This is a genomic window from Streptomyces sp. NPDC044033 (genome assembly GCF_056434425.1).
The window spans coordinates 102,937-116,351 of the sequence record NZ_JBWKFF010000010.1 but is presented as its reverse complement, the minus strand read 5'-3'; the positions used below and the strand labels follow the sequence as shown (position 1 = coordinate 116,351).

11 protein-coding genes and 1 pseudogene are annotated in these 13,415 nt (G+C 71.5%); 11 read left to right on the top strand and 1 reads right to left on the bottom strand.

Annotated elements, in window-relative coordinates:
• From AC07AB_RS19365 to AC07AB_RS19325, 9 genes and pseudogenes are all read left to right on the top strand, one after another.
• Positions 1 to 963, top strand: a pseudogene (locus AC07AB_RS19365) (histidine kinase); the annotation flags it as partial.
• A 9-nt stretch (positions 964 to 972) separates the two neighbouring features.
• Positions 973 to 1,386, top strand: a complete 414-nt coding sequence (locus AC07AB_RS19360; protein WP_136742879.1) for a roadblock/LC7 domain-containing protein — start codon at positions 973 to 975, stop codon at positions 1,384 to 1,386.
• Between the two features lie 103 nt (positions 1,387 to 1,489).
• On the top strand, positions 1,490 to 1,897 hold the full coding sequence (locus tag AC07AB_RS19355) for a DUF742 domain-containing protein (RefSeq protein WP_030884787.1): 408 nt from the start codon (positions 1,490 to 1,492) through the stop codon (positions 1,895 to 1,897).
• Entirely contained in the window at positions 1,878 to 2,468 is a 591-nt protein-coding gene (locus AC07AB_RS19350) for a GTP-binding protein (RefSeq protein WP_363230002.1), read from the top strand. Before AC07AB_RS19355 ends, AC07AB_RS19350 begins: the two co-directional genes overlap by 20 nt.
• A 354-nt stretch (positions 2,469 to 2,822) precedes the next feature.
• A complete protein-coding gene (locus AC07AB_RS19345; protein ID WP_478568140.1) occupies positions 2,823 to 5,786 on the top strand; it encodes a nitrate- and nitrite sensing domain-containing protein in 2,964 nt (987 codons plus the stop codon).
• 10 nt (positions 5,787 to 5,796) lie between these two features.
• Entirely contained in the window at positions 5,797 to 6,210 is a 414-nt protein-coding gene (locus tag AC07AB_RS19340) for a roadblock/LC7 domain-containing protein (protein WP_030884783.1), read from the top strand.
• Positions 6,211 to 6,296: 86 nt separating this feature from the next.
• Positions 6,297 to 6,935: a DUF742 domain-containing protein gene (locus AC07AB_RS19335; protein ID WP_478568137.1), complete on the top strand. Its 639-nt coding sequence runs from the start codon at positions 6,297 to 6,299 to the stop codon at positions 6,933 to 6,935.
• Positions 6,916 to 7,500 (top strand): GTP-binding protein, encoded by a 585-nt coding sequence (locus AC07AB_RS19330; RefSeq protein ID WP_478568134.1) that lies wholly within the window; start codon positions 6,916 to 6,918, stop codon positions 7,498 to 7,500. The genes AC07AB_RS19335 and AC07AB_RS19330 overlap by 20 nt, the downstream gene beginning before the upstream one ends.
• A gap of 260 nt (positions 7,501 to 7,760) precedes the next feature.
• Entirely contained in the window at positions 7,761 to 8,522 is a 762-nt protein-coding gene (locus AC07AB_RS19325) for a class I SAM-dependent methyltransferase (protein ID WP_478568131.1), read from the top strand.
• A 183-nt stretch (positions 8,523 to 8,705) separates the two neighbouring features.
• On the opposite strand, the gene AC07AB_RS19320 is transcribed toward AC07AB_RS19325, so the two are convergent.
• Positions 8,706 to 9,971 carry a lipase family protein gene (locus AC07AB_RS19320; protein ID WP_478568128.1) on the bottom strand — a complete coding sequence of 422 codons (1,266 nt, stop codon included), beginning with the start codon at positions 9,969 to 9,971 and terminating at the stop codon, positions 8,706 to 8,708.
• 429 nt (positions 9,972 to 10,400) lie between these two features.
• Here AC07AB_RS19320 and AC07AB_RS19315 point away from each other — a divergent pair, with 429 nt between their 5' ends.
• Entirely contained in the window at positions 10,401 to 11,945 is a 1,545-nt protein-coding gene (locus tag AC07AB_RS19315; protein WP_478568125.1) for an MFS transporter, read from the top strand.
• 212 nt (positions 11,946 to 12,157) lie between these two features.
• Positions 12,158 to 13,303, top strand: coding sequence for a serine hydrolase domain-containing protein (locus tag AC07AB_RS19310; protein ID WP_478568122.1), 1,146 nt, complete (start codon positions 12,158 to 12,160; stop codon positions 13,301 to 13,303).
• Positions 13,304 to 13,415: the final 112 nt, after the last annotated feature.

Here is a 13,415-nt window from a genome sequence, read left to right as displayed (position 1 = left end):
GACACCGGCGAGTACGCACAGCCCAACCAGGGCGGACGCAACGACACGGGCCAGTTCCCGCAGCCCCGCCGCAACGACACCGGCCAGTTCGCCCAGCCCGAGCAGGGCGGACGCAACGACACCGGCCAGTACGCACAGCCCGGCCAGGGCGCGGACGGCCCCGGCGGCACCTCGCAGTTCCCCCGCGTCGGCGGCCCCGGCGACACCGGCGAGTACGCCCAGGGGCGGCCGGGCCAGCCCGGTCACGGTGGACCCGGCGACCCCGCCGGCACCGGCCAGTTCCCGCAAGGCCGGCTCCCCACCCGCGGTGGGCAGCCAGGCGGTGGGCAGCCGAGCGGTGCGCAGCACAACCGGCACGACGGGCACAGCGGCGAGTTCCCCGTCCCCACGCAGGAAGGCGCGTTGCCTCCCGCGGGGCCCGGGGACGGACGGACGCCCCTGTTCGAGGCGCTGGAGTCGGACTGGTTCAACAACCCCCAGGAGGACGGCGGCTCCGCACCGGAGCAGCCCACGCCGCAAGCGCCCGCACCTGCACCGGCACCGGTGCAGGGCCTGCCCCGGCGTGAGCCGCAGGCTCCGCCCCAGCAGCCGCTGCCGGCACAGGGCCAGGGCCACGACCAGGGCCAGGATCAGGACCCGGGCCTGGAACCGGTTGCTCCCAACGACAGCTGGCGCAGTTCGCCCAACGACGAGCGCTGGCGGCGGGCCGAGCAGATACGCGAACCGGCCGCGGGCGGCATCACCTCGTCCGGGCTGCCGCGGCGCGTGCCGCGGGCGAATCTCGTGGAGGGGACCGCGCAGCAGCAGTCCCATCCGACCGGCCCGCAGGTCTCCCGTGCGCCGGACGACGTGCGCGGGCGGCTGACCAATCTTCGCCGCGGTATCCAGCAGGGGCGTCAGGCCGGCAACGGCCAGACCACCGGCAACCACGGCATTGACCCCACTTACCAGCAGGAGCGTTAGTTGAGTCCGATGAGCCAGGCGGCGCAGAATCTGAACTGGTTGATCACCAACTTCGTGGACAACACCCCGGGGGTGTCCCACACGGTGGTGGTCTCCGCCGACGGGCTGCTCCTGGCGATGTCCGAGGGGTTCCCGCGTGACCGTGCCGATCAGTTGGCGGCGGTCGCCTCCGGCCTGACCTCCCTCACCGCCGGGGCCTCCCGGATCTTCGAGGGCGGCAGCGTCAACCAGACCGTGGTGGAGATGGAGCGCGGCTTCCTCTTCATCATGTCCGTGTCCGACGGTTCTTCGCTGGCCGTGCTCGCTCACCCCGAGTGCGACATCGGCCTCGTCGGCTACGAAATGGCCCTGCTCGTCGACCGGGCGGGCACTGTCCTGACGCCCGACCTCCGCGCCGAATTGCAGGGCAGCCTGCTCAATTGACCGTCCGCCCACCGTCCGTCCGTCCGACCGTACGGCCGAAAAGCCCCCACCGGCCCCCGCTCGACGGCATTATTGCCATCCTGCTGTCCCGCCCGGAGGATCAATGACCCCGCCCGTCTCGCCCGGCCCGTACGGCGCCTCTCATCACGCGCCGTACGGGAACGAAGGCGACCAGCCGCTGGTCCGCCCCTACGCCATGACGGGAGGCCGGACCCGGCCGCGTTACCAGCTCGCCATCGAGGCGCTGGTCAGCTCCACGGCCGACCCGGTCCACCTGCAGGGCCTGCTCCCCGAGCACCAGCGGATCTGCCACCTGTGCCGTGAGGTCAAGTCGGTGGCGGAGATCTCCGCGCTGCTGAGCATGCCGCTCGGCGTGGCCCGGATTCTGGTCGCGGATCTGGCGGAGGCCGGGATGGTGGCGATCCACCAGCCGGGCGGCAGCGGCGAGTCCGGCGGGACGCCGGATGTGACACTGCTCGAAAGGGTGCTCAGTGGACTTCGGAAGCTCTAGCGGCGGGTCGCCCGCGCCCGCCCGCTCCACCACCTCCGCGAAGATCGTGGTGGCGGGAGGCTTCGGCGTGGGCAAGACGACCTTCGTCGGCGCGGTCTCGGAGATCAACCCGCTGCGCACCGAAGCCGTGATGACCTCCGCCTCCGCGGGGATCGACGATCTCAGCCACGTGCAGGACAAGACGACCACCACGGTCGCGATGGATTTCGGCCGCATCACGCTCGATGACGACCTGATCCTGTACCTGTTCGGCACGCCCGGACAGGACCGCTTCTGGTTCATGTGGGACGACCTGGTACGCGGCGCCATCGGCGCCGTCGTCCTCGTCGACACCCGCCGCCTCGCCGACTGCTTCCCCGCCGTCGACTACTTCGAAAACAGCGGCCTCCCCTTCGTCATCGCCCTCAACGGCTTCGACGGACACCAGCCCTACACCCCCGAAGAAGTCCGCGAAGCACTCCAGATCGGCCCCGACGCACCCATCATCACCACCGATGCCCGACAGCGCGGCGAGACCAAGAGCGCGCTCATCACGCTCGTCGAGCACGCGCTGATGGCGCGGCTCAAGTAGCGCTGGGCGAGCGGCAGTTGCACGGGGCGCTACGGAGCGGGCGGGAACGGCTCCGGGCAGGCCCCGCGATGCGTCACAGCACGTTGCCGTGTTCATAACGTTTCGACAGAGAATTGACCGGGCGCGACTACACGTCGCGTCCGGTTGATTGCTCTCCGCCTACATTTTCCCCGCCATTTGGCGCCGCACGCTCTTAATGCCCGTTTTATGTTGGACATTTCCAGCCCCCGCACCGTTGCCCACGGTGTTTGGAATGCACCCGCCTGACGTGCTGCAATTCCCGGAACTGAGCGGTAATGGCTCAGGTGGAGACCGGCACCGCGCAGGTGCCGACGCCGAGGGGTTGTTGGTCGAGTGAGACGAAGCAGAACGAGCGCCGCGGAGCAGGCGCGGGGGAATTTCACCCCGCCGCCGCGCGCGGCGGCATCGTATGCCGACGTGTCCGAGACCCCCGCGACCGGTAGCCGCCGGTCGCCCCGCAACTGGCGCGTCGCCACCCGGCTGACCGCCATCCTCCTCATACCGGTGCTGGTCGCCCTCGCCTTCGGCGGCCTCAACCTCAAGTCGTCGCTGGACACCTGGCGGCAGGCGCGGGACGCGGAGCGCGTGGCACGGCTCGTACAGGCCGCGGCCGCGTACGGGCAGGCCCTGCTCGACGAACGGGACCGCAGCGCGGAGCCGCTGCTGACGGGCGAGAGCGACGATCCGGCGGTCAAGGAGTCGCGGAACGCGACGAACGCGGCGAAGAAGGTCTTCGACCAGCGCGCCGCGGACCTGCCGGACACCCCCGGTCTCAACCGCCGCCTCAAGGCGTTCGCCGAGGCCGAGAAGGCGCTGCCCAAGGTGCGCGAGTCCGCGTACAGCGGGGCCGCCGCGGGCGGGGTGCGCACCGAGGAGGGCTATACCGCCGTCCAGCAGCCGCTCATGGGGTTCGCGAACGAACTGGGCCTGGACACCGGCGGCATCACCGCCTACGGCCGTACCGTCTACGCGATATCGCTGGCCAAGGCCGCTGAATCCCTTCAGCGCTCCATCGGCACCCACCTGCTGGTGAAGCCCGGCCCGTCCGCCAAGGACCGCAGGACCCAGCTGACGGCCTTCGGCTCGTACACGTATCTGGAACGGACCGCGCTCGGCGAGTACACCTCCGGCGGCACCGCGGACGAGGTCAAGCGGCTGCGGGACACGCTCGCCGCCAGGACCAAGACGGACGCCCAGGACAAGATGGCCGATGCCATCTCCGCCCAGCAGGCGAAGGACTCCGGGATCACGCCCGCGACGTGGTTCGCCACGTCGACGGAGACGTTCGACGCCTACCGGTCGGTCGAGAAGGGGCTGGTCGGCGAGGCGCTGACCGAGTCGCAGCGGATCTCCTCCGACGCCGAGCGCGACGCCATCGTCAACGCCGCCGTCGTAGCCGCCGCCCTGCTCGTCGCCCTCGTGGCGTCCGGCCTGATGGCCCGTTCGATGAGCCGCTCGATGCGGCGGCTGCGCAACGCCGCCTTCGAGGTCGCCGAGCAGCGGCTGCCGGCCGTCGTCGACCAGCTCTCGCGTACGGACCCGGAACGGGTGGACACCCGGGCGCTGCCGATCCCGGTCACCACGCGCGACGAGATCGGCGAGGTGGCCCGCGCCTTCGACCAGGTGCACCGCGAGGCCGTGCGGCTCGCCGCCGAACAGGCGCTGCTGCGGTCCAACGTCAACACCATCTTCACCAACCTCTCGCGCCGCAACCAGAGCCTGATCGCGGGTCAGCTGACGCTCATCTCCGGCCTGGAGAGCGGCGAGGCCGATCCGGGCCGGCTGGAGAGCCTCTTCCGGCTGGACCACCTGGCCACCCGGATGCGCCGCAACGGCGAGAACCTGCTCGTCCTCTCGGGCGAGGAGCCCGGCCGCCGCTGGGACCAACCGGTGCCGCTCGCGGACGTGTTGCGCGCCGCTTCCTCCGAGGTGGAGTCGTACGCCCGCATCGAGCTGACCGGGGTGGCGGACTGCGAGATCCACGGCACGGCCGTGTCCGACCTCGTGCATCTGCTCGCGGAGCTGCTGGAGAACGCCACCGCCTTCTCCTCGCCGCAGACGAAGGTCTTGGTGACCGCGACGCGGCTGCCGGACGGCCGCGTCATGGTCGAGATCCATGACAAGGGCATCGGCCTGACCGCCGAGGACTTCGCGGACATCAACCACCGCCTCGCCAACCCGCCCAGCGTCGACGTCGCGGTCTCCCAGCGGATGGGCCTGTTCGTGGTCGGCCGGCTCTCGGAGCGGCACGGCATCCGGGTCCAGTTGCGCCCCTCCGGAGAACAGGGCGGCACCACCTCGCTGGTGATGCTGCCGGACCCGATCACGCACGGCGGTGGCGGCGAGGAGGCGCGCCCTCAGGACGGCTTCACCGTTTCACGGGTGGCGCCGGAGCGGCCCGGCCCGCCCGAGGACGACCGGCGCAGCGCCGCCGAACTGGGTTTCGACGACTCTCGGTACGGGGTGACAGACTCCCCCACCGCACCCGGCGCGCCCGCGACGGGCGACTCGGGGAACGACTCGACGGGCCGCTCGCCGGTCCACGAGGAGCGGCCGTACGAGCAGTCGTACGAGCAGCCATACAAGCAGCCCGAGCAGCCGTACGAGACCTCGTACGGTCAGTCGCACACACAGTCCTACAGCCCCTCCCCCGAGCAGCCCTCGGCGTATCCGGAATCCCCTTTCGAGGGATCGGCGAGCCCCGCCGGACCGGCTTACGGAGAGGCTCAGCACCCCGCTCACCAGGGCGAGTGGAGCGAGCCAGGGTCGTATGGGACGGCGTATGACGAGGGTTACGGAAGGGAATCGGAGCCCGCATCCGGCGCTGACGCAACAGCCCGGGAGCGCGTAGAGTTTGACCATCCGGGCGTTTCCCCGAGCGGCTCCCACCCGATGACCGGCGCCGGCTTTCCGCGCCGCGGCACGGAGTGGCAGCAGCCCGAGGAAACGGCAGGGGAGCCGGAGCAGCCTCCGCAGGGAGAGACCCCCGACTGGCAATCGGCGAACGACGAGCGCTGGCAGAAGGCCGAGCGGCTCCGTGAGCCGAAGGCCGGCGGAGTCACCCCCTCCGGTCTGCCCCGGCGGGTGCCCAAGGCGAACCTCGTCGAGGGCACCGCGGAGCAGACACCGCAGGGCGGCCCCCAGCTGTCCCGCGCCCCGGAGGACATTCGCGGCAGGCTGAGCAATCTGCGCCGCGGTGTCCAGCAAGGGCGCAACGCGGGGACCGACAACGGCTCCCCCGAGCACAATGACCTACAGGGCTTCGGCCCCGGCAGCACCTACGATCAGGAGCGTTAGTGTGAGCCCGATGAGCCAGGCGGCGCAGAACCTGAACTGGTTGATCACCGGTTTCGTGGACAACACCCCAGGGGTCTCCCACACGGTCGTGGTCTCCGCCGACGGACTGCTACTGGCGATGTCCGAAGGCTTTCCGCGCGACCGTGCCGATCAGTTGGCGGCGGTCGCCTCCGGCCTGACCTCCCTCACCGCCGGGGCCTCCCGGATCTTCGAGGGCGGCAGCGTCAACCAGACCGTGGTGGAGATGGAGCGCGGCTTCCTCTTCATCATGTCCGTGTCCGACGGTTCTTCCCTGGCCGTGCTCGCACACCCCGAGTGCGACATCGGCCTCGTCGGCTACGAAATGGCCCTGCTCGTCGACCGGACCGGCAGTGTACTGACCCCCGACCTCCGCGCCGAATTGCAGGGCAGCCTGCTCAACTAGCAGACAGGCAGTGCGTTTCGCGCCACCGAGCCTTAAAGTTCGGTGGCGCGCCCCCGCAGCGATAAGGCAAGTTGGAGGAGGAAGACGTGGCAACGCCCCCCGGCGGATACCCGTACGGAAATGGCCAGCAGGGTGAGCCCCCGCTGAAGCGCTTCAACTTCCCCTCCGCACCGAGCCACCAGGCCCCGCCGGAGCCCCCGCGACAGCCCGAGTCGCAGCGGCCGCAGCGCCTGGACCGCCAGCGGCAATGGCAGCAGCGGGAACAGCGGGGCGCGTACGCGCCCTACGAACCGGCCGCGCCCGCCGAATCCCCGGAGCACCGCATCGAGCCGATGGAACCCGCGTGGTACGCGCCGGAGCCATCGTCGTCCGCGGGCGACGAGCACAACCCGCTGGTCAGGCCGTATGCCATGACCGGCGGTCGGACCAGGCCGCGTTACCAGCTCGCCATAGAGGCGCTGGTGCACACCACGGCCCAGCCCTCCCAACTTCAGGGGCAGCTGCCGGAACACCAGCGCATCTGCCACCTGTGCCGCGAGATCAAGTCGGTCGCCGAGATCTCCGCACTCCTCACCATCCCCCTCGGCGTGGCCCGAATCCTCGTTGCCGACTTGGCAGAGGCCGGGCTCGTCGCCATCCATCAGCCCGGCGGCGACGATACCGCCGGCGGCCAGCCTGACGTGACACTGCTCGAAAGGGTGCTCAGTGGACTTCGGAAGCTCTAGCGGCGAGCCACCTGCCCGCTCCACCACCTCCGCGAAGATCGTGGTGGCGGGAGGCTTCGGCGTGGGCAAGACGACCTTCGTCGGCGCGGTTTCGGAGATCAACCCGCTGCGCACCGAAGCCGTGATGACCTCCGCTTCCGCGGGGATCGACGACTTGACCCACGCGCCGGACAAGACCACCACGACGGTGGCCATGGACTTCGGCCGCATCACCTTGGACCAGGATCTGATCCTGTACCTGTTCGGCACGCCCGGACAGGACCGCTTCTGGTTCATGTGGGACGACCTGGTACGCGGCGCCATCGGCGCCGTCGTCCTCGTCGACACCCGCCGCCTCGCCGACTGCTTCCCCGCCGTCGACTACTTCGAGAACAGCGGCCTCCCCTTCGTCATCGCCCTCAACGGCTTCGACGGACACCAGCCCTACACCCCCGAAGAAGTCCGCGAAGCACTCCAGATCGGCCCCGACGCGCCCATCATCATCACGGACGCCCGGCATCGCAGCGAGGCCAAGAGCGCGTTGATCACCTTGGTTGAGCACGCGCTGATGGCCCGGCTGCGGTAGTACGGCCGTACGGACCGCTCACTCACCTCACCACCCGGGCCTCCCTGTACGCACGCCACTCTTCGGCTGCGTCCGGGAGGTCCGGGCGGTGGTGTTTCCTCTGCCGGAAAGGACCGCGGGCAGGGCCGCCCGGCTCCGTATGTCGTTCAGTCAGCCATCGGCCGGGACGCGGGGCTCACGCCGAGGAGCGGTTCCGCCGGCGGGCACGCCAACGATCATTCTCCGTCGCGCTGTTCGGTGCGGCGCGTGAGGATGAGGGCATGGCCTCTCTTTCACGCGCCCGCTCCTTCGATTCGGCCGCCACCCAGTACGCCGCCAACCGGCCCTCCTACCCGCCCTCCGTGCTGGACGCCGTGGCGGAGATCGGCGGGTTCCCCCTGGCAGGCGCCCGCGTGGCGGATGTCGGCGCGGGTACCGGCATCGCCACCGCCCTGCTGCGGGAGCGCGGCGCGGAGGTGGTCGCCGTGGAGCCGGGCGCCGGCATGGCCGCGGAGTTCCGCCGTGCGCTGCCGGACGTACCGGTCGTACGGGGCGACGGCAACGCGCTCCCGCTCGCGGCCGCCTCGCGTGACCTGCTGACGTACGCCCAGTCCTGGCACTGGACCGATCCCGCCCGTTCCGTGCCGGAAGCGCTGCGGGTCCTGCGGCCCGGCGGCGCGCTCGCCCTGTGGTGGAACACGGACTCCGCCGCCATACCGTGGGCCGTCGCCCAGGAGGCGCGTGTCGCGCGCGCGTGCGGGGTGGAGCCCAAAGACCGGCGGCGCCCCGACGACGCCCGCGCCGGCCGCCTCGCGGGGCTGGCCGGGCTCCCCTGCACCCGGCGGATGGTGCGCTGGAGCCGCTCCGTCCCGCTCGACACCCACCTCGCCAACATCACCAGCCACTCGGCGTTCCTCGTCCTGGACGAGGCCAGGACGGCGCGGTTCCTGATCGAGGAACGGGCCGTCCTGGGCGGGCTCTTCCCGGAGGGGATGGTGGAGGAGACATACGTGGTGGATCTGCTGGTGGCGCAGAAGCCCTGATACGGAGCCTACTGAGCCCGGCCGACCGCCCACCCGGCCCCGCCCGCCCGGACGTCGGGACGTCTGGGGCGGGCCGGGCGGTCGGGGGCTGGTGCTGCCTGCCCCCAACCGCCCGGCCGCAGGGGCCCGGGAGCGGCCCGCGATCAGCCCCGCCCGTGCCCGTACGACCGCTCCGGCGGCCGGTCAGTCCGTGTCGGTACTGAAGTCCAGCTCGGCCTCCACCCACTGCGCCAGGTCCTCGGCCTCCGCGCCGTCCGCGTCGTCGGCGGAGGGGATCTGCACGGGCTGGTCGCTGATGGGAGCGGTGGCGGGGCGGCCGCGCGAGGGGACGCGTGCGAGCTCGGGCGGCAGGTCATGGCCCGTGGTCTCGAAGAGCCGCCGCAGGCCCGGGGTCCAGACGGTCTCGGCGGGCGGCCGGATCTCCGGCCACTCCAGGCCGTCGAGATCGAAGTGCGGCCGGTAGGCGGTCTCGTGCTGGTGGAGCAGTTGGGCGGCGAAGTTCGCGCAGGCGCTCTTGCCGGGGTCGACCAGACCCGATTCGAACGGGCTGCGCAGCGGCTCCGAGTCGGGGTCCAGATGCCCGTAGAAGTCGCCGGAGGACCACAGTTTGGCGAGATCGAAGAGCCAGGGGACGGGGCCGGGCAGCCCGTCGGAGGCGTAGAACCCCTTCGCCTCGTCGATGGTGGCGTTGGTCCAGAGCTTCGGCACCACGTCCAGATGGTTGGCGTAGCGCCTGACCGACTCCAGCCGCTGGGCGACGTACTGGGCGAAGCGGCGGTTGCCCGGGGTCGGGCCGGCGGTCGACAGGGTCGAGATCTTGGCGAGTTCGCGGAAGTCCCACCCGGACTGGGCGCCGATCGCCGGTACGCGCTGGGTGTCGCGCAGCCACAGGGCGAGCGCGGGCGCGAGGGCCCCGCCGAGGCTGTGTCCGGCGACGGTCAGGCGGATGTTCTTGTCCGGGAGCCCCTTGAGGAACTGGCGCAGGGTCAGGCCCGCGCCCGGCCGGTCGCCGGAGGGGGTGATCTGCTTGAGGACGTTCAGGCCGATGGCGGTGCCGAGCGTCAGCCGGGCGAGGGGGCGCAGGGGGCTCCACGGGATCGTCTGCACGAGCAGGTTCTCAAAGAGCCATTCGAACGGCTCGAAGCCGTTGGTTCCGGCGACGGCGATGGCGTAGCGCGTAGGGTCGTCCACGTTCCGGGCCACGTACAGGGCGTTGACCGCGTAGAGGTCGGTGCGGAACTGCTTGACGCCCGGCCCCCAGACGATCTCCCAGTGCCCGATGGCCTTCTGGTTCGCGTCGAGGTAGCGCTGGATGCGCTCTCGGAGCACGCCCTCCAGGTCGTCGCCGGTCTCGCCGACGACCAGGTTCGCGTAGACGGACAGCTGGAAGGCAACCTTCTCCTCGAAGGTCGTCTCCACGCCGGCGCCCGTGCTGGACTCTGCGGCCATGAACCACTCCTGACTCGACATGAGCTGCGGGTGAGCTGGGACGGATGGGCCACGCCGGTGTATGTGCTGTGTACGGGCTGCGTGGCGCGACGAATCCCGGCATAGCGCTGCCCAAGGTCCGCGGCCCCGAAACGAGTGGGTCGCACGGTACGTGGTCATTCGGACACGTCACGTAGATCGCCGAGGCGGACCGAGCGGCCCCGCCCGGTCCGCGCAGCCGTCTGCCTCGCCCCGTCGAGATGCGGTCGGCGACGGCATGGCATCCAATGAAGGCGCGCGATTGAAGAGGAACGCCCTCAACCCTTGAGAGCCACACGCCTGAGAGTCACACACCTGAGAGTCATACGCCCCGAATGAGACACGCATGTATCATCAGAGGCATTCACGTATCGCACCGGCGTGAATCCACCGCGCCTCGAACGGAACCTCATGCAAACCGCCGCCCGCCTCCCCGCGACCGGACAGCTGGACCCCCGGCGCTGGCTGGTCCTCGCGATCCTGTCGGGAAGCCTGCTGCTGATCGCGATGGACACCACGATCCTCAACGTCGCGTTCCCCTCCCTGGTCTCCGACCTCCAGCCCGGGTCGGTGGAACAGCTGTGGATCATTGACGTCTACGCCCTGGCCCTGTCCGGCCTGCTGGTCACCGCCGGTGCGCTCGGCGACCGCTGGGGACGTAAGAAGATGCTGCTCACGGGGTTCTCGATCTTCGCGCTCGCCTCGCTCCTGGCGGTCTTCTCCACCGAGGCGTGGCATGTGATCGCGGCCCGCGCCCTGCTGGGCGTCGGCGGTGCGGCGATCATGCCGTCCACGCTGTCGATCCTGCGGAGCGTCTTCACCGACGCCCGCGAGCGGGCCTTCGCGTTCGCCGTGTGGGCGGCCGTGTTCGGCGGCGGCATGGCGCTCGGCCCCGTCATCGGCGGGCTGCTCGTACAGGACTTCGGCTGGCAGTCGGCGTTTCTGCTGAACCTGCCGGTCGCCGCCGTGATCATCGCGCTGGGCGGCTGGTTCCTGCCCGAGTCGTCCTCGCCGCGCGGCGGGGGCTGGGACTGGTGGGGCGTGGGTCAGTCCATCGTCGGCATGCTCGCCCTCGCGGGCGGCATCAAGCAGCTCGGCAAGAGCGGCCTGACCGCCCCGCTGCCGTGGGCGCTCCTGCTGCTGGCCGCCGTCGCGCTGACGGTCTTCGTCCGCCGCCAGCTGCGGCTGGAGAACCCGCTGCTCCAGGTGCGGCTGTTCACCAACCGCTCCTTCTCGGTCGCCGCCTCCGCCATCTTCCTGGGCATGGTCGGCATGGGCGCGGTGCTGTTCCTGGCCACGCAGTGGCTCCAGTACGCGCAGGGCCTCACCCCGTTCACCGCGGGGCTGCGGCTGCTGCCCGCGCCGCTCGGGCTGATCGCCACCTCCGTCATCACACCGTCGCTGATGCAGCGCTTCCCCATCCGCCATGTCCTGGGCACCGGCCTGGTCGTGATGGCCGTGGGGCTCGCGCTGCCGTGGACCGTCCAGCGGTTCACCGACATCGGCTACCCGGCCCTCGCCGTGGGCCTCGCGGTGCTGGGGCTCGGGGTCGGGGTGGCCACCACCGTCGCGTCCGTCACCCTGATGGCGGCCACTCCAGCCGCCGACGTGGGCGGTGCCGCCGCCATCGAGGAGACCTGTTACGAGCTGGGCGCGGCCCTCGGCGTGGCCATCCTCGGCAGCCTGGCCACCGCCCTGTACCGGACCGGCCTGCCCGCGCTCGGCCTCGACGGGCCGACGACCGACTCGGTACGGGACTCGGTCGGCGAGGCGGCCCATGTGGCGCACCAGATCGGCGGATCGGCGGGGGACGCCCTGCTGCACACCGTCTCCACCGCCTATACGGGCGCGATCACCCCGGCCTTCCTGATCGCCGGGGGGCTGGCGCTGGCTGCCGCGGCCATGGCCTGGGCCTGGATCCCCCGGAACCTGCGGCCGACCGACAACGCGCACTGAGCACGGGGCCCGACGCCCGCGGGGCGCGCTTCGGGGTGCGTCGGGGTGCGTCGGATGCCGGCCGCGACCGCGCTGCCGGGTTGCTCACGCCCGTAAAAAATCGCTGGTCACGGCGGTGGGAGCGGCCGTAGCGTGTCCGGGCCGACGACCACGGGGCGCGCGGGCTCACGCCCCTGACGGCCCCTGCACGACCATACGGAGGACGGGACGTCATGGGGCAGTACAGCGGATGGGCCGACGAGCGATTCGGGGCCGTCGCCGACACTTTCTCGCGGAACTTCACCGAGTTCCCCGAACTCGGCGCGGCCGTCACGGTGTTCGTGGACGGGCGCAAGGTCGTGGACCTGTGGGGCGGCGTCGCGGACGAGCGGACGGGGCGTCCGTGGGACGTGGACACGGTCGTTCCGGTCTTCTCCTGCGCCAAGGGCTTGGTCTCCCTGGCCGTCCATCTCCTTGCGCAGGACGGGCGGCTGGACCTCGACGCGCCGGTGAGCCGGTACTGGCCCGAGTTCGCCCGGCACGGCAAGGAATCCATCACCTGCCGGATGGTCCTGGGCCACCGGGCGGGGCTCCCCGCCCTCGACCGGACGGTCCCCTTCGAGGAGATCGCCGACTGGACGCCGGTGATCAGCGCCATCGAGGAGCAGCGGCCGCTGTGGGAGCCGGGCACGGCATACGAGTACCACGGCCACGTCTTCGGATTCCTTCTCGGCGAGGTCGTGCGGCGCGTCACCGGGCTCACCCCGGGCGCGTACTTCCGGCAGGCCGTCGGCGACCCGCTGGGGCTGCGGGCCTGGATCGGCCTGCCCGCCGCCGAGGCCGGCCACGTCGCCCGGCTCGTGGAGGCCGAGGGGCGGCCTCCGATGCCGGGGCCCGAGCATCTGCTCACCCGCATCGTGACGATGAACGGCGCGCTGGCCTTCCCCGGCCTCGACGAGCCGCACGGCTGGAACGACCCGGCGCTGCACGCCATGGAGCTGCCCGGCGCGGGCGCGGTCGCCTCCGCGAACGGCCTGGCCGCGCTGTACGCGGCGGCGGCCACCGGCGTCGACGGCCGCGAGCGACTGCTCACGGCGGACACCGTGACCGACGCGGTCCGCGAGCTCTCGGCCGGGGACTCCTGGCTGGGCTTCGACGCCGGCGCGCGCTGGGGCTCGGGCTTCCTCCTCGACTCGGCCGCCTTCCGCCCGCTGCTGGGCGCGCGCAGCTTCGGCAACGACGGCGCGGGCGGCCAGTTCGCGTTCGGCGACGACGAGTTCGGGGTGGGCTTCGGGTACGTGGCCAACCGCATGATCGGCCACGGCGACGCCCGCGCCAACCGCCTGATCGAGGCGGTACGGAGCTGCCTGGGCGGGTGACATGGCTTTATCGGGGGGGGGGGGGGGGGGGGGAGGGGGGGGGGGGGGGGGGGGAAAGAGGGGGGGGGGGGGGGGGGGGGGGGGGGGGGGGGGGGGGGGGGGGGGGGGGGGT

Coding starts and splice junctions, on each gene's coding strand:
- AC07AB_RS19340 (WP_030884783.1), top strand. CDS start 5,797: ATGAGCCAGGCGGCGCAGAACCTGAACTGGTTGATCACCGGTTTCGTG.
- AC07AB_RS19315 (WP_478568125.1), top strand. CDS start 10,401: ATGCAAACCGCCGCCCGCCTCCCCGCGACCGGACAGCTGGACCCCCGG.
- AC07AB_RS19310 (WP_478568122.1), top strand. CDS start 12,158: ATGGGGCAGTACAGCGGATGGGCCGACGAGCGATTCGGGGCCGTCGCC.
- AC07AB_RS19360 (WP_136742879.1), top strand. CDS start 973: ATGAGCCAGGCGGCGCAGAATCTGAACTGGTTGATCACCAACTTCGTG.
- AC07AB_RS19320 (WP_478568128.1), bottom strand. CDS start 9,971: ATGGCCGCAGAGTCCAGCACGGGCGCCGGCGTGGAGACGACCTTCGAG.
- AC07AB_RS19355 (WP_030884787.1), top strand. CDS start 1,490: ATGACCCCGCCCGTCTCGCCCGGCCCGTACGGCGCCTCTCATCACGCG.
- AC07AB_RS19325 (WP_478568131.1), top strand. CDS start 7,761: ATGGCCTCTCTTTCACGCGCCCGCTCCTTCGATTCGGCCGCCACCCAG.